Consider the following 15,291-nt stretch of genomic DNA (forward strand, 5'->3'; position numbering starts at 1 on the left):
CTGCGAGACAGCAAATTACCACAGGAATGACTTGATCTTAACGGTTTGCTCGGTATCTATTCGTCATCCTGCTAATCTGGACGGACCATGATACAATACGCGTTGAAATGTTCTGAAGGTCACAGCTTTGACAGCTGGTTTCAATCGGCGGAAGCCTATGACAAGCTGGCTTCGTCGGGGATGATTGCCTGCAGTGTCTGCGGATCTTCTCATGTGGAAAAGGCGGTCATGACCCCGCGGGTCCGCCCGGCGCGGCGCGCAAGCTCGGCCAATGCAAAAGGCAAATCGGCCCCTGAGCAGGTTCAGATGACTTCGGCGACACCAGATGTCGAAGAAGTCCTGTCGGAGCTGCGCCGCAAAGTCGAAGAAAACTCGGACTATGTTGGCAAGGACTTCGCGAGCGAGGCGCGCAAAATCCATCTGGGTGACGCCCCGGATCGCGCAATCTATGGTGAGGCGAAACCCGAAGAAGCACGTGCCCTGATCGAAGATGGCGTGCCGGTCGCGCCGTTGCCCTTCGTACCAAGCCGAAAGACCAACTAGCCTATGCATATCGTGATTACGGGGGCCAATCGTGGAATTGGCAAAGCTCTGGCGGATTGCTATCGAGACCAAGGGTACAATGTGACTGGAACCGCGCGCGACAAAAGCGGGCAGGTTCGGTTGGATGTCGCTGATCCGGCGCATCATGCGGATATGGCAGTGCAATTGCAGGGACAGCCGGTTGATCTGCTGATCTGCAACGCCGGTGTCTATTTGGACAAGGGGCAAGGTATTGACGGCTATCCGTCCGAGATGTGGGCCGAAAGCTTTGCAACCAATGTGACAGGTGTGTTTCTAACAATTCAGGCTTTGTTGCCGAATCTGCGGGCTGCGCGGGGCAAGATCGCAATCATCTCGTCGCAGATGGCGTCACATACGCGTGCGCCCGGGGGCAGCTATATTTATCGTGCCTCAAAGGCCGCCGCTCTCAATCTTGGGCGTAACCTGGCCGCTGATCTGAAATCCGATGGGATTGCTGTCGGGATCTACCACCCCGGCTGGGTTCAGACGGATATGGGTGGGGCCGCTGCCGACATTCATGTGGACCACGCAGTTCAGGGCCTGACCGAACGGTTCGATGCGTTGTCACTGGCCAATACTGGGTGTTTCGAAACCTACGACGGGCAACCACACGCCTACTGAGTGGACAGCGCTGCCTTGGGCAGTTCGTAAACCTCTCCGGGCTCGATGAAGATCACCAAGATGTCGCCGCGTGTTTCATAGCTGAGCCTCGAGGTTGAACTGCTGGAATCGGGAACGCCATTGGTGAAATAGATGTTGCGCACTTCGCCATTGCCCAGGCCGACAGCCAGCGTCGCGGTACCATCGTCGCGACGCCGTAGTTCCGCGTTGCAGCTTTTCAGCGGGTCACCGGCATTTACCGCGCAAGGCACTGTGCCCAAAGAGTTCTGGCCGTCAGTGCCAGATAGGGTCGCGACCTGAGCGGTGGCAGCGGAAGACATAAGTGCAAAAGCGAAAGCAAAGCGGAGCATGAATAACCTCTTGAAACGAGTGTGCCTCTTAGGCTGACATCACGCCTGCACAATGTAAAGCGGCCCCGCGTTGCAGTGCGGGGCCTCTTGCCCTTACGGCCCCCCTCGCATAAGACGCACGGGATTTGAATCCAAAGGCGCGGAGACTTCAGCCCCATGCCCGTACTCGTGATGAAATTTGGTGGCACCTCGGTGGCCAACCTTGACCGAATCCGCCGCGCGGCCAAGCGCGTTGGGGTCGAGGTTGCAAAGGGCTATGACGTGATCGTCATCGTCTCGGCCATGTCGGGCAAGACAAACGAGCTGGTGGGCTGGGTGAATGAAACCTCCCCGCTGTTTGATGCGCGCGAATATGATGCGGTTGTCTCTTCAGGCGAAAACGTGACGGCTGGTCTGATGGCGCTGACCTTACAGGAAATGGACGTACCTGCGCGCAGTTGGCAAGGCTGGCAGGTGCCGCTGCTGACCAATGGCAGCCACTCGGCCGCGCGCATCGAAGAGATCCCCACCGCCAACCTGAACCAGAAGTTTGGTGAAGGGATGCGCGTGGCCGTTGTGGCAGGGTTCCAGGGGATCAGCCCCGAGGGCCGGATTACAACGCTGGGGCGGGGTGGTTCGGACACAACCGCGGTGGCCTTTGCTGCTGCTTTTGAGGCGGAGCGCTGCGACATCTATACCGATGTGGATGGCGTCTATACCACCGACCCGCGCATCTGTGAAAAAGCGCGCAAACTGGACAAGATCGCGTTTGAAGAGATGCTTGAACTGGCCTCGCTGGGGGCGAAGGTGCTGCAAACCCGCTCGGTCGAGCTGGCGATGCGCTACAAGGTGCGCCTGCGGGTGCTGTCCAGTTTCGAAGAACAATCCGACAATGCCGGCACGCTGGTCTGCGACGAGGAGGATATTATGGAATCCAATGTAGTGGCCGGTGTGGCCTATTCCCGCGATGAGGCGAAGATGACGGTTGTGTCGGTGGCTGACCGACCCGGCATCGCCTCGATCATCTTTACCGCGCTCAGTGATGAGGGTGTGAATGTGGACATGATCGTACAGAACATCTCGGATGAAGGACGCACGGATATGACCTTTTCGTGCCCGACTGATCAGGTTGCCCGCGCAGAAAAGGCGCTGACGGCGATCAAGGACGCGGGTGAGTTGAACTATGCTGAATTGGTTGCAGACGAAGATGTCTGCAAGGTCTCGGTCGTGGGTATCGGAATGCGTTCGCAATCCGGTGTAGCTGCAAAAATGTTCAAGGTTCTCTCGGATGAGGGGATCAACATCAAGGTCATCACCACCTCCGAAATCAAAATTTCCGTTCTGGTTGACAGGAAATACATGGAACTTGCGGTTCAAGCGCTGCATGATGCGTTTGAATTGGACAAGGCGGCCTGAGCGTTTCAGCCAAGGGTTTCGTCTGACACCGTAAGTTGGTTGGGCAATGGTGGACGGTACCGAAACGGAATCTCGCAAGCTGCTGGGGCGGCTGCGCGAGGAAATGGCAAGCGAGGCCGCCGGTCAGGAACGTCTGGATCGGATCACGCGGTTGATCGCGGACAGCATGAGGGTCGAGGTTTGCTCGATCTATCTGTTCCGCGATGAAGATACGCTTGAGCTTTGCGCAACCCAAGGTCTGTCCTCCGAGGCGGTTCACAAAACGCGCATGCGTTTGGGCGAGGGTCTTGTGGGCCGCGTGGCCAAATCCGGTAAGGTGGTGAACGAGGCTGACGCGCCTTCGGCCAAGGGTTTCCGGTTCATGCCCGAGACGGGTGAGGAACGCTATTCGTCCTTCCTTGGGGTTCCCGTACAGCGCTTGGGTCAGAAGCTTGGCGTTCTGGTCGTGCAGACCCGCGAGGCACGAGAGTTTTCCGCTGACGAGATTTATGCCTTGGAAGTCGTGGCGATGGTGCTGGCCGAAATGGCCGAGCTTGGCGCTTTTGTCGGTGAAGGCGCGGCCCTGTCCCCGTTGCACCAGCAATCGATACAATTGACCGGCGGTCCCGCGCAGGAAGGATCTGCCGAGGGTCATGTCTGGCTGCACGAACCTCGTGTTGTCGTCACCAACCCGATTGCCGAAGATCCAAAGCGCGAACGCGAACGCTTGATCGAAGCGGTAGAAGAGCTGCGTGTGGGCGTCGACAAGATGCTCGAAATCTCGCAGGGGGGTGACAAAGAGCAGCTTCAGGTTTTGGAAGCCTATCGCATGTTTGCCAATTCCAAAGGCTGGATGCGGCGCATGGAAGAAGACATCGCCAGCGGGTTAAGCGCCGAGGCTGCGGTTGAGAAAGAACAGACGCAGGCCAGGAGCCGCATGGGGCAGGTCACCGACCCTTATTTGCGGGAACGGCTTGCTGACCTGGATGATCTTAGCAACCGATTGCTGCGTATTCTGACCGGGCAGGGCGCGAATAACGGCGCTGACTTGCCGCCCGACCCGATCTTGATCGCGCGCAATATCGGCCCCGGTGATTTGCTGGAATACGGCCGGTCGCTGAAGGGTATCGTGCTCGAGGAGGGCTCGGTCGGGAGCCATGCGACAATCGTTGCCCGCGCATTGGCGATTCCTTTGGTCGTTCACGTTGGTCGGATCACAACCGAAGCGCTGAACGGGGATCATATCCTGGTTGATGGTGATCAGGGTATCGTACATTTGCGGCCCGAAGATACGGTGGTGTCGGCCTTCCGCGACAAGATCGCCATGCAGGCCAAGGCGCAAGAACGCTATGCCTCGATCCGCGAAACCAAAACGGTGACGCAGGACAATCAGCGTATCACGCTCACCATGAATGCGGGCCTGTTGGCTGACTTGCCATCCTTGGCCAATTCCGGTGCCGAAGGGGTGGGCCTGTTTCGCACCGAATTGCAGTTTCTGGTGCGTAACCAGATGCCTAAACGGTCCGAACTTGTGGCGCAATACAAGCGTGTTCTGGATGCCGCCGGCGATAAACCTGTGGTCTTTCGCACGCTGGATATCGGCTCGGATAAGGTCCTGCCTTATATGAAGCATATTGACGAACCGAACCCGGCACTGGGTTGGCGAGCCATTCGGGTGGGCCTCGACAAGCGCGGTGTTATGCGGATGCAATTGCAGGCGCTTTTGCGCGCTGCAAACGGGCGTCCGCTGACCATCATGTTCCCGTTTGTGGCTCAGGCGGATGAATTCCGCGAGGCGCGGAGCGAGGTCAACAAAACCGTTGAACGAGAGCAGCGCCTGGGCCATGTGCTTCCCGAAACGCTCAAGGTTGGGGCGATGCTTGAAACGCCTTCGCTGGGATTTGCGCCGCAGAAATTCTTTGATGAGGTCGATTTCATTTCCATCGGTGGCAACGACTTGAAACAGTTCTTTTTCGCGGCAGACCGCGAAAACGAACTGGTGCGCCGTCGCTATGACACACTGAATGTCAGTTTCCTCAGCTTTATCGAACGCATTGTCGAACGGTGCAGTATCTCTGACACACCTCTCAGCTTCTGCGGGGAAGATGCCGGGCGACCTATCGAAGCGTTGTGCCTGACGGCGATGGGGATGCGCAGCCTGTCGATGCGTCCTGCGTCGATCGGCCCCGTCAAAAGCCTGCTGCTACGGTCAAACCTGCAAGACGTGCGCAAGATCATCGCAGATGCACGCCATCGCGGAGAACAATCGGTTCGACCCGCAGTAATGGAATGGTTGCGGAGCCAGAATTAGGGTTTCGATAGAAAATTGCCTCGAGATACAGATTTCGCTGCTTGATTTTTGTCATCGGAAAAACTATTCAGACGATGAATGTTAGCGTTAACAGTGTCGCGAAATAATAGCGACGAGACCGCCGGGGTCGCAAGCGGCCATCCCGCGCGAAAAGGGGCCTGATATGGTTTCAAGGGTAATTCCCGTCCAGCCGTTCGATCTGGTGTTGTTCGGTGCAACTGGTGACTTGGCGCAGCGCAAGATCTTGCCAGGGCTTTATCACCGTTTCGAAGTCGAGCAGATGCCTGACGAAGCACGCATAATTGCGACCGCACGGTCCTCAATGGATACCGAGCAGTTTCGCGCTCAGATTCTGGCGTCGATGAAAGAATTTGCACCGGGTTTCAAGCAGGACGTGTTGGATCAGTTCTTGCAGCACGTCGAATACATCCCGGTGGATGCCTTGGGCGAGTCCGGCTGGTCGGAGTTGAGCGCGGCATTGCGCCCTGATGTCGTGCGGGCCTTTTACCTTTCGGTTGGCCCGAGCCTGTTTCCCGGCATCGCGCAGCGCCTGTCGGACCACAAGATGGCGTCGCCGGACAGTCGTATCGTCGTTGAAAAGCCCTTTGGTCATGATTTGGCCTCGGCCAAAGCCTTGAATGAAGGTCTGCGCGCCTGCTTTGAAGAGCATCAGATTTATCGGATCGACCATTACCTGGGCAAAGAAACGGTGCAGAACCTGATGGCACTGCGCTTTGCGAACTCTTTGTTCGAGCCGCTCTGGAATTCAACTCATGTCGACCATGTTCAGATTACCGTGGCCGAAACGGTTGGTGTTGACGGTCGCGGGGCCTATTACGATCAGTCCGGCGCAATGCGCGACATGATTCAGAACCACTTGGTCCAGCTTCTGTGCCTGACAGCGATGGAGCCACCGTCGAAGTTTTCACCCAACGCGGTGCGTGACGAAAAGGTCAAGGTGATCGAGGCGTTAGAGCCGGTTGCGCCCGCTGATATCGCTCGGGGTCAGTACCGCGCGGACAAGGGTGGCGATGGCTATACCGATCACGTGGGTAATGCCGATAGCCGGACGGAAAGTTACATCGCACTCAAGGTGCATCTGGGAAATTGGCGCTGGGCGGGTGTACCGTTCTATCTGCGCACCGGAAAACGCCTGCGGGCGCGGGAATCCGAGATCGCGGTTTTCTTCCGCGACCCGCCGCATACGATCTTTCCCAATGTTGGCCCGCTGCGCGGAAACGTTCTGGTGATCCGACTGCAACCGGATGAAGGCATCACGCTGCGTACCACGATCAAGGATCCGGGGCCGGGTGGGTTCCGCCTGTCGGATGTGTCGCTGGACATGAGCTTTGCCGATGCGCTGGGCGAAGACGCGAGCGCGCCCGACGCCTATGAACGCCTTGTGATGGATGTCATCCGTGGCGACCAGACGTTGTTCATGCGCGGGGATGAGGCCGAGGCGGCTTGGGCCTGGGTGGATCCTATCGTCGAAGGGTGGGAAGACCGCGGCGATCGACCGTCGTTGTATGATCAGGGCAGTTCCGGCCCGGAAGACGCTTTGATGCTGATGCATCGCGATGGCCGCCGTTGGCGCCAGATCGGAGGGTAATCATGGTCAACACAGTTATTTCCGACGTCACCAAACGTATCATCGACCGCAGCGCTGACCTGCGCGGCCCGCATCTGGAACGGATGGAGCAGGCCAAATCCAAGGGCCCGGCGCGGGCGCATCTGTCCTGTTCGGGGCAGGCCCATGCCTATGCGGGCGCTGGCGCCGACCAAAGCGCGATGGCGACCGGCACGGCCGGAAACCTGGGTATTATCACCGCCTATAACGACATGCTGTCCGCGCACCAGCCCTTCGAACGATATCCCGAACTGATCCGCCAAGCGATCCGCGCCGCAGGCGGCACGGCGCAGGTGGCGGGGGGTGTGCCAGCCATGTGTGACGGGGTCACCCAGGGCGAAGCAGGGATGGAACTGTCGCTCTTTTCACGCGATGTGATCGCACTGGCAACCGGTGTGGCGCTGAGCCACAACACCTATGATGCTGCTGTATTCCTGGGTGTCTGCGATAAGATCGTGCCCGGCCTGATCATCGGCGCGCAGGCTTTCGGCCATTTGCCTGCAGTCTTCCTGCCAGCTGGTCCCATGACCAGCGGCCTGCCGAATGACGAAAAGGCCAAAGTCCGTCAGCAATTTGCCGCCGGAGAAGTAGGGCGTGATGCGCTGATGAAGGCCGAAATGGCCGCCTATCACGGCCCAGGCACCTGCACCTTTTACGGTACCGCCAACACCAACCAGATGTTGATGGAGTTCATGGGCCTGCATCTGCCGGGGTCCAGCTTTATCAACCCGAACACTCCCCTGCGTGACGCGCTGACCGAAGAAGGCGCCCGTCGCGCCCTGTCGCTCAGCGCGCTGGGCAATCATTATACACCGGTGTGCCAGATCCTGGACGAACGCGCCTTTGTGAACGGCATCGTTGGCCTGATGGCCACGGGTGGTTCGACCAACCTGTTGATCCACCTGATCGCCATGGCACGCGCCGGTGGCATCGTTCTGGATTGGCAGGATTTCTCGGACATCTCCGCCGTGGTGCCTTTGGTCGCGCGGGTTTATCCCAACGGTCTGGCCGATGTGAACCATTTCCACGCAGCAGGCGGCTTGGGCTTTGCTATCGGAACGTTGCTGGACGAAGGCCTGCTGCATCCCGACACGCTGACCGTGGCAGGGCAGGGGCTGCACAACTATACCAAAGAGCCCAAGCTGAAAGACGGCGAGTTGGTCTGGGAAGGCGGCGCAGGCCACAGCCTGAACGACAAGATCGTGCGCCCGGCCAATGATCCGTTCCAACCCACCGGCGGTCTGTCACGCCTGACCGGCAATCTGGGCACAGGTGTCATGAAAGTTTCTGCCGTCGCCCCCGAACACCAGATTGTCGAGGCCCCCGTGCGGGTCTTCCATGATCAGGACGAGGTAAAGGCAGCGTTCAAAGCGGGTGAGTTCACCGATGACGTCATTGTGGTGGTTCGCTTTCAGGGCCCAAAGGCCAATGGGATGCCCGAATTGCACTCGCTGACACCCTTGCTTTCGATCCTGCAAGGACGCGGTCAGAAAGTGGCGCTGGTCACGGATGGTCGTATGTCGGGCGCATCCGGGAAAGTGCCTGCTGCCATTCATGTCTGCCCCGAGGCGCTGGACGGTGGCGCAATCGCCTATCTGCAAGATGGTGATCTTTTGCGCGTCGATGCCGTAAAAGGAGAATTGGAAATCCTCACCCCAGGCGTTCTGGACCGTAACCCAGCAACCGCAGACCTGACCAAAAACCAACACGGTGTTGGCCGCGACCTGTTTGGCGCGTTCCGCCAGAATGTCGGTTCTGCTGACACAGGCGCCAGTATTTTCGGAGTTTAAACCCATGTCCAAAACCCAACGCACCCGCGAAATCTGCGCGCTGGCCCCGATCGTACCTGTTTTGGTGGTCGAAGACGCTGCCCAGGCACGTCCCTTGGCCGAAGCCTTGGTCGCAGGCGGGCTGCCCGCGCTCGAGGTGACCTTGCGTACCCCCGCTGCGCTGGACGCCATTCGCGCCATGGCCGACGTCCCGGGCGGGGTCGTCGGCGCAGGCACGCTGGTCACACCCGAAGACGTACGCGCCGCCAAAGAGGCCGGTGCTCAATTCGGTGTCTCACCTGGTGCGACGGACGCGCTGATCGCAGCCTGCGAGGCCGAAGGCTTGCCCCTCCTTCCGGGCGCTGCCACCGCCAGCGAAGCGATGTCCCTTTTGGAAAAAGGCTATGACATGCTGAAATTCTTCCCTGCCGAAGCCTCTGGCGGTGCGCCTGCCTTGGAGGCAATCGGCGCACCGCTGCCGCAGATCACCTTTTGCCCCACCGGTGGCGTGTCGCCGTCAAACGCGAAAAACTACCTTTCTTTGTCTAACGTGATCTGCGCGGGCGGCAGCTGGGTCGCCCCCAAACAGATGGTACAGGACGGCGACTGGTCGGGGATCGAATCCCTTGCGCGTGATGCCGCCAAGCTGATGGATTGACGCCACAGGGCAAGACGCTAGGGTAGGCCCGATTCAAACAGGTTACCCTCATGACAAACCAGCTCTCCCTCGCGCAGGGGCGCGAGTATCTGGCCATTCCCGGCCCTTCGGTGATGCCTGACGCGGTGTTGCAAGCCATGCACCGCCCGTCGCCCAATATCTATGATGGCGCGCTGATCGAGATGATGCCGGCGCTGACCCGCGATCTGTGCCGGGTGGCTCGTACCGACCATAACGTCGCCATCTACATCTCAAACGGCCACGGCACGTGGGAAGCTGCCCTGTCCAACGTGATCGCCCCGGGCGAAACGGTGCTGGCACCAGCCTCGGGTCGGTTCACCCATGGCTGGGCCGAAATGGCCGAAGGGCTTGGCGCCAAGGCCGAGCTGATCGATTTTGGTGCCTCCTCTGCTTGGGATCTGGGCCGTATTGCCGAGACGCTGCGCGCCGACGCAGCACATGATATCAAGGCCGTGCTTGCGGTTCATGTCGATACCTCTACCTCTATCCGCAACGACATCCCCGCCTTGCGCGCCCTGTTGGATGATCTGGATCACCCTGCCTTGCTGATGGCCGATTGCATTGCCTCTATGGGCTGCGACCGCTTCGAAATGGACGCCTGGGGCGTGGATGTCGCCGTCACCGCCTGCCAAAAGGGGCTGATGACCCCGGCGGGCACCGGTTTTGTGTTTTTCAATGACAAAGCTCAGGCCAAACGCGCCGCAATGCCAAGGGTCTCGCGATACTGGGATTGGGAGCCCCGCGCCAACCCCGAATTGTTCTACCAGTACTTCAACGGCACCGCGCCCACCCATCACCTCTACGGCCTGCGCGCTGCACTGGACCTGATCCATGCCGAAGGGATTGAGACGGTCTGGGCTCGCCACCAACGTTTGGCCCAAGCCATCTGGGCTGCGTGTGAGGTTTGGGCCCAAGGCGGGGCTTTTCACCTTAATGTCACCGATCCCGCTTATCGCAGTCATGCGGTCACCGCGCTGCGCCTGACCGAGGGTCGCGGTACCCCGCTGCGTAACTACACCGAAAACCAACTTGGCTTGACGCTGGGTATCGGATTGGGGATGGAAGATTGGGAAGGTTGTTTCCGCCTCGGCCATATGGGCCATGTGAATGCGCAGATGATCATGGCTCTGTTGGGCAGCGTCGAAACCGCCATGGCTGCGCTGGATATCCCGCGAGGCTCAGGCTCGCTCGAGGCCGCCGCCGCTACATTGGCCGCCTGACGCCACGCCACCTCTTCTTCTGTTTAGAAATACCTTCGGGGGGAATCGCGCGACAGCGCGATGGGGGGCAGACAGCCCCCCTCTACCGTCCTCGGGCCTTGGCCAATGCCTTGGGCAAAGCCGCCTCAAACGCCGCCATTTCCTCTGCGCCGCCACAGCTCACCCGGATGCATCGGTTCTGCGGAGCCACAAACGGCATCCGCACAAAGATGCCCTGATCGATCAGAGCCTCAAGCACTGCCTTGGCAAACGCCCCATCCCGCCCGCAATCGATGGCCACAAAATTCGTGGCCGAGGGCAAAGGCGTCAAACCGTTGGCGCGCGCGATCTGTCCGATACGCTCTCGCGCCTCTGAAATCTGCCTCTGAACCTGCGCCAGCCAGCTAACATCGTGCAACGCGGCCAGCGCGCCCGCTTGCGCGGCCCGGTTCATCCCAAAGTGATTGCGCACTTTGTTGAACGACGAAATCAAACCTGGCGCTCCGATGGCATAGCCCACGCGCGCACCCGCCATGCCATAGACTTTGGAAAAGGTTCGCATCCGGATTACGCGCGGGTCATCTGCGGTCACCGGTGCAGCCGTACCTTCGGGTGCGCATTCCACATAAGCCTCGTCCAGAACCAGCAGGCAACCGTCGGGTAACCCATCCAGCGCCGCCACAATATCCGCCCCGGACTGCCAGGTGCCCATCGGATTGTCCGGGTTGGCCAGATAGACCAGCTTGGCATCCACCTCTGCCGCTTTGGCGAACAAGGCCGCCGGGTCTTCGTGATCTTCGGTATAAGGAACCTTGTGCAATACCCCACCGAACCCGGCCACATGATAATTGAAGGTGGGATAAGCGCCGTCCGAAGTCACCACTGCGTCGCCCGGACCCACAAGCAACCGTGCGAGATAGCCCAACAGCCCATCAATGCCTTCGCCCACAACGATATTTTCTGGCGCCACTCCGTGATGGGTCGCTAACGCATGGCGCAGCTCGAAGTTTTCTGGATCCCCATACATCCAGATCTCACTTGCAGCTTCTTGCATCGCCGCAATGGCACGGGACGAGGGGCCAAAGACGCTCTCATTTGCACCAATCCGTGCTAAGAAAGGCGCGCCGCGTTGCCGCTCCTGGGTTTCGGGGCCCACAAAAGGCACGGTTGCGGGTAGGGATTGTGCAAGCGGGGTATAGCGCGGATCAGTCATGGGCGCAGATAATCGCAAGGATGCGGTGCGGGCAAGTGTTGCACCATAGCGCATTCCCTCGCAGACTGCCCGGAAACAGGGGTTGTGAGGTGTCATGCGGTATCTGCTCGGGTTGGTCTTGATCGGCTTTGTCTATCTTCTGTTCTGGCCAGTTCCCGTTGACCCGGTGGCGTATTCTTTCCCCGAAGATCAGGGCTTTACCGGCGATTTCGCCGAAAACGCAGCGTTGGACAAGGTCCAGTTGATCCAATTGCCCGATGGTGAGATCGGGCCCGAAGACCTGGCAGTGTTGCCGGATGGTGCGATCTATACGACCAGCCTGTCGGGGAAGCTTTACCTTATCGACGGCGCGGACCCAGTTGAGGTTGAGGATCTGGGCGGACGGCCCTTGGGGCTGCGCGCAGGGCCCGATGGCGCGCTTTACATCGCTGACAGCTATCGCGGGCTGATGCGCTGGACGGGGCCGGGGACTTTGGAAACCCTTGTGTCCGAAATCGACGGAGCCCCGGTGATCTATGCCAACAATCTGGACGTGGCGCAGGATGGCACGGTTTACTTTTCGAACTCGTCAGACAGGTTCAATCCGCAAACCATGGGTGGAACAAAATCCACGTCTGTTTTGACCATTTGGGAGCAGTCCCCAACCGGATATGTCGCGCGCTATTCTCCTGATGGTGAGGTCGAGAAAATTGCCGAGGGCTTCGTCTATACCAACGGAGTAGCTCTGTCGCCGGACGAAGACTTCCTGCTGATTGCCGAAACGGGCCGGGCCAAGGTGCATAAGCTGTGGCTCAGCGGTCCGAAGGCCGGCACGCGAGAGGTGCTATTGAACAATCTTCCCGGCTATCCCGACAATATCAAAGCCCAAGGCGACGGCACCTATTGGATGGCGTTTGCCAGCCCGCGCGTCCCGTCGGAAGTGTTGATGCCCTATCCGTTCCTGCGCAAAGTGCTCTGGCGTTTGGGCCCCATGGTGCGACCGGGGCCAATCCATCGCGGCATGTTGGTTCAGTTTGACGGTGACGGAACCATTCTGCGCACGTTGCAGGACCCGGAGGGGCAGCTTGGGATCACCACCAGCGGTCAGGTGATCGGGGACCAGCTTTTTGTTATGACGCTCGATTCCCCGTGGTTCGGGCGCATGCCCGTGGCGGATATGCCCTGACGTCGTAGTGGAACTGCCCGGCCCGGGCTGGCATGATCCGCATCAATTGCAGTGGGAGGCCCGAATGGCGCGTGTATCCGTCGAATACAAAAATCACATCGCTCATGTCACGCTGACTCGCGGTGACAAAATGAACGCGCTTGATGACGCGATGGTCAAGGCCATCCTGTCTGCCGGGCAAGAGGTCGCAGCGTCCGACGCGCGGGCCGTGGTTCTGTCGGGCGAGGGCAAGAGCTTTTGCGCGGGCCTCGACATGGCCAGCTTTGCCGCGTTGGCGCAGACAGATCCAACCGAATGGCTGATGACCCGCAGCCACGACGACGCCAATGAAATGCAAGAGCTTGCCCTGATCTGGCGGCGTGTCCCGGTTCCGGTGATCTGCGCCTTGCAAGGCGTAGCTTATGGTGGCGGTCTTCAGATCGCGCTGGGGGCGGATATCCGCATTGCCCATCCCGATACCAAACTTGCGGTGATGGAGATGAAATGGGGGATCATCCCGGACATGGGCGGCATGGTCTTGCTGCCTCAGCTTGTCCGTTCGGACGTGCTGCGCCTGTTGACCTACACCGCGCGCCCGATCGGCGCTCCGCAGGCTGCAGAGTGGGGGCTCGTGACCAAACTGTCCGATGATCCCGTGACCGAAGCGCTGGCGCTGGCCGAGGATATCGCAGGTCAAAGCCCGTCTGCCATTCGCGCGGCAAAACGCCTGATAGATCTGGCTGAACAGGCCCCGCGGTCCGAAGTGCTGCTGGCCGAGTCTTCGGAACAGGTGGACTTGATCGGCAAGCCCGATCAGATGGAGGTTGTCATGGCACAGATGCAGGGCAGAAAGCCCGAGTTCAAATGATCACCGCAGAAAGGCCCGACGGGCGTCGCGGGCCATGTTGTATCGCATCTCGAGGTCTGCGATCTCTGCCATAGCTGCTTTCCGGTCCTGAGCATCAGTCAGAGCAGCATAGGACTTGCGCGCCTCATCCAGTTTCTTCTTGATATCAAACTCTTCTGGCAGCACACCGGCTTGCGCCATTATCCTGTGGCCCGCCGCAATAGCGGGATCGCTTTGCGCCTCGGCAGACCGGTCCGGCAGCGGCGCGCCTTCGCCTTCAAGACCCTGTAACTGGCCCTCGGCTTCGGCCTTTTTGATCTGGCGTTCGACCAGTTTTCCAAGTGCTCCGAACATGTTCAGACCATAGCACTGACAGAGGCCGCACTAAAGGGGTTCACCGCATCCTGTGCGTCACAAGATATGCAATGCCACCGGCCAGCAAACCCCAAACGGCGGCCCCCAGCCCAAAGACAGTGATGCCCGAGGCGGTAATGGCGAGCGTGAGAATGGCCGCTTCTCGCTCGGTTGGTACGTCCAGTGCGGCGTGAATGGCATTGGCCAGCACGCCGATCAGCGCAACACCGGCCAATGTTCCCATCAGCAGTGGGTCGGCATGGGCGGCGAAGCTGGTGATTGCCACGGCAAAGACGCCGAACAGGCAATAGAACACGCCTGCCATGACCGCAGACCAATAACGTTGCGCCGGGTCGGGGTGGCTGTCCTCGTTCGAACACATAGCCGCAGTGATTGCTGCCAGACAGGTGGCAGGCGCCCCAAACGGAGCCGACAGCATGCTGGCAGCACCGACAGAAGAAAACAAGCGGCCCGCAACAGGGTTGAACCCAAAGCTGCGCATCACCGCCACACCGGGAATGTTCTGTGTCGCCATCGTGACAATAAAGAGCGGCACGCCTATTCCGATGGCCGAGGCAACCGAAAAGCTGGGCACAGTCCAGATTGGTGTCGTGATCATTCGGTCGGGTAGAAGCTGCGCGCTGTCTGCATTCAAAGACACGATGACGGCCGCTGCGACCACGGCGGCGGGTACGGCAAAAAGCCGGTTGAACCGGCCTGCTATGAACCAGGTTAGGATTACTGGCAGCGCTTGCCACGGGATTTCAACCGCTGCTTTGAAGGGCACCAGACAGAGCGGCAAGAGCACCCCCGCCAGCATCGCTTGCGCCAGCGATGTGGGGATTGCGGCTGCCAGTCGCCCCAGCGGTTTCCACAACCCCGCCAGAACGGTCAGCGCACCGGCGCACAGGAAGGCTCCGATCGCTGCCGAATACCCCTGGGCCGGTGCGGCGGACACGGCCAGAAGGGCCGCACCCGGGGTCGACCACGCGACGCTGATGGGCAGTTTGTAGAACAGGCTAAGGGCAATCGCCGCAAGCCCCATGGCAATCGCTGCGCTCATCAGACCAGACGCCGCCTGCGCAGGGGAGGCGCCCATGGCGCTCAGGCCTTGCAAGACAATCGGGAAAGAGCTGAAGAAACCGACAATGGCCACGACAAGGCCGGTTGAGACGGTTTGCATCGGAGGAAGGGATCGCGCCATCTGAGCCTTTCAGGATTGCTTGGTCGCAGTGCTAA

At 59.7% G+C, this 15,291-nt stretch carries 14 protein-coding genes; 10 read left to right on the plus strand and 4 right to left on the minus strand.

Annotated elements, in window-relative coordinates; all coding sequences use genetic code 11:
* Positions 1 to 87: 87 nt before the first annotated feature.
* Together GOW40_RS15935 and GOW40_RS15940 are read left to right on the plus strand one after the other, a co-directional pair.
* The gene (locus GOW40_RS15935; RefSeq protein ID WP_171100312.1) at positions 88 to 543 is read left to right on the plus strand and encodes a DUF1178 family protein; all 456 of its coding nucleotides are present in this window, start codon (positions 88 to 90) and stop codon (positions 541 to 543) included.
* A 3-nt stretch (positions 544 to 546) separates the two neighbouring features.
* Entirely contained in the window at positions 547 to 1,185 is a 639-nt protein-coding gene (locus GOW40_RS15940) for an SDR family NAD(P)-dependent oxidoreductase (protein WP_171131437.1), read from the plus strand.
* Here the strand turns inward: GOW40_RS15940 and GOW40_RS15945 are convergent.
* Positions 1,179 to 1,535: a hypothetical protein gene (locus tag GOW40_RS15945; RefSeq protein WP_171131435.1), complete on the minus strand. Its 357-nt coding sequence runs from the start codon at positions 1,533 to 1,535 to the stop codon at positions 1,179 to 1,181. The two genes, GOW40_RS15940 and GOW40_RS15945, sit on opposite strands and share 7 nt — an antisense overlap.
* Positions 1,536 to 1,691: 156 nt before the next feature.
* On the opposite strand from GOW40_RS15945, the gene GOW40_RS15950 reads away from it, so the two are divergent.
* The 6 genes from GOW40_RS15950 to GOW40_RS15975 all read left to right on the plus strand — a co-directional run bounded on the left by GOW40_RS15950 (position 1,692) and on the right by GOW40_RS15975 (position 10,515).
* Positions 1,692 to 2,930 carry an aspartate kinase gene (locus GOW40_RS15950; protein WP_171100306.1) on the plus strand — a complete coding sequence of 413 codons (1,239 nt, stop codon included), beginning with the start codon at positions 1,692 to 1,694 and terminating at the stop codon, positions 2,928 to 2,930.
* Positions 2,931 to 2,976: 46 nt separating this feature from the next.
* The gene (gene ptsP, locus GOW40_RS15955) at positions 2,977 to 5,220 is read left to right on the plus strand and encodes a phosphoenolpyruvate--protein phosphotransferase (RefSeq protein WP_171100304.1); all 2,244 of its coding nucleotides are present in this window, start codon (positions 2,977 to 2,979) and stop codon (positions 5,218 to 5,220) included.
* A gap of 163 nt (positions 5,221 to 5,383) precedes the next feature.
* Positions 5,384 to 6,829, plus strand: a complete 1,446-nt coding sequence (gene zwf / locus GOW40_RS15960) for a glucose-6-phosphate dehydrogenase (RefSeq protein WP_171131432.1) — start codon at positions 5,384 to 5,386, stop codon at positions 6,827 to 6,829.
* Between the two features lie 2 nt (positions 6,830 to 6,831).
* Entirely contained in the window at positions 6,832 to 8,637 is a 1,806-nt protein-coding gene (gene edd / locus GOW40_RS15965) for a phosphogluconate dehydratase (RefSeq protein ID WP_174840334.1), read from the plus strand.
* A 4-nt stretch (positions 8,638 to 8,641) separates the two neighbouring features.
* Positions 8,642 to 9,274: a bifunctional 4-hydroxy-2-oxoglutarate aldolase/2-dehydro-3-deoxy-phosphogluconate aldolase gene (locus GOW40_RS15970; RefSeq protein WP_171131430.1), complete on the plus strand. Its 633-nt coding sequence runs from the start codon at positions 8,642 to 8,644 to the stop codon at positions 9,272 to 9,274.
* Between the two features lie 50 nt (positions 9,275 to 9,324).
* Entirely contained in the window at positions 9,325 to 10,515 is a 1,191-nt protein-coding gene (locus GOW40_RS15975; protein WP_171131428.1) for an alanine--glyoxylate aminotransferase family protein, read from the plus strand.
* 82 nt (positions 10,516 to 10,597) lie between these two features.
* On the opposite strand, the gene GOW40_RS15980 is transcribed toward GOW40_RS15975, so the two are convergent.
* The gene (locus tag GOW40_RS15980) at positions 10,598 to 11,707 is read right to left on the minus strand and encodes a pyridoxal phosphate-dependent aminotransferase (RefSeq protein ID WP_171131793.1); all 1,110 of its coding nucleotides are present in this window, start codon (positions 11,705 to 11,707) and stop codon (positions 10,598 to 10,600) included.
* 94 nt (positions 11,708 to 11,801) lie between these two features.
* Between GOW40_RS15980 and GOW40_RS15985 the strand changes: the two genes are divergently transcribed.
* Both GOW40_RS15985 and GOW40_RS15990 read left to right on the plus strand, forming a co-directional pair.
* Positions 11,802 to 12,872, plus strand: coding sequence for an SMP-30/gluconolactonase/LRE family protein (locus GOW40_RS15985; protein ID WP_171131426.1), 1,071 nt, complete (start codon positions 11,802 to 11,804; stop codon positions 12,870 to 12,872).
* Between the two features lie 64 nt (positions 12,873 to 12,936).
* On the plus strand, positions 12,937 to 13,719 hold the full coding sequence (locus tag GOW40_RS15990) for a crotonase/enoyl-CoA hydratase family protein (RefSeq protein ID WP_171131424.1): 783 nt from the start codon (positions 12,937 to 12,939) through the stop codon (positions 13,717 to 13,719).
* Here the strand turns inward: GOW40_RS15990 and GOW40_RS15995 are convergent, their stop codons facing one another.
* Entirely contained in the window at positions 13,720 to 14,052 is a 333-nt protein-coding gene (locus tag GOW40_RS15995) for a DUF1992 domain-containing protein (protein WP_171131422.1), read from the minus strand.
* A 40-nt stretch (positions 14,053 to 14,092) separates the two neighbouring features.
* On the minus strand, positions 14,093 to 15,256 hold the full coding sequence (locus tag GOW40_RS16000; RefSeq protein WP_254444467.1) for a benzoate/H(+) symporter BenE family transporter: 1,164 nt from the start codon (positions 15,254 to 15,256) through the stop codon (positions 14,093 to 14,095).
* Between the last annotated feature and the right edge of the window lie 35 nt (positions 15,257 to 15,291).

The sequence above is a fragment of the Ruegeria sp. HKCCA6707 genome (assembly GCF_013033515.1).
GTDB lineage: Bacteria > Pseudomonadota > Alphaproteobacteria > Rhodobacterales > Rhodobacteraceae > Ruegeria.

Bases quoted from the DNA above. Each gene is read 5' to 3' on its own strand.
- GOW40_RS15935 (WP_171100312.1), top strand. From the start codon at position 88: ATGATACAATACGCGTTGAAATGTTCTGAAGGTCACAGCTTTGACAGC.
- GOW40_RS15940 (WP_171131437.1), top strand. From the start codon at position 547: ATGCATATCGTGATTACGGGGGCCAATCGTGGAATTGGCAAAGCTCTG.
- GOW40_RS15945 (WP_171131435.1), bottom strand. From the start codon at position 1,535: ATGCTCCGCTTTGCTTTCGCTTTTGCACTTATGTCTTCCGCTGCCACC.
- GOW40_RS15950 (WP_171100306.1), top strand. From the start codon at position 1,692: ATGCCCGTACTCGTGATGAAATTTGGTGGCACCTCGGTGGCCAACCTT.
- ptsP (WP_171100304.1), top strand. From the start codon at position 2,977: ATGGTGGACGGTACCGAAACGGAATCTCGCAAGCTGCTGGGGCGGCTG.
- zwf (WP_171131432.1), top strand. From the start codon at position 5,384: ATGGTTTCAAGGGTAATTCCCGTCCAGCCGTTCGATCTGGTGTTGTTC.
- edd (WP_174840334.1), top strand. From the start codon at position 6,832: ATGGTCAACACAGTTATTTCCGACGTCACCAAACGTATCATCGACCGC.
- GOW40_RS15970 (WP_171131430.1), top strand. From the start codon at position 8,642: ATGTCCAAAACCCAACGCACCCGCGAAATCTGCGCGCTGGCCCCGATC.
- GOW40_RS15975 (WP_171131428.1), top strand. From the start codon at position 9,325: ATGACAAACCAGCTCTCCCTCGCGCAGGGGCGCGAGTATCTGGCCATT.
- GOW40_RS15980 (WP_171131793.1), bottom strand. From the start codon at position 11,707: ATGACTGATCCGCGCTATACCCCGCTTGCACAATCCCTACCCGCAACC.
- GOW40_RS15985 (WP_171131426.1), top strand. From the start codon at position 11,802: ATGCGGTATCTGCTCGGGTTGGTCTTGATCGGCTTTGTCTATCTTCTG.
- GOW40_RS15990 (WP_171131424.1), top strand. From the start codon at position 12,937: ATGGCGCGTGTATCCGTCGAATACAAAAATCACATCGCTCATGTCACG.
- GOW40_RS15995 (WP_171131422.1), bottom strand. From the start codon at position 14,052: ATGTTCGGAGCACTTGGAAAACTGGTCGAACGCCAGATCAAAAAGGCC.
- GOW40_RS16000 (WP_254444467.1), bottom strand. From the start codon at position 15,256: ATGGCGCGATCCCTTCCTCCGATGCAAACCGTCTCAACCGGCCTTGTC.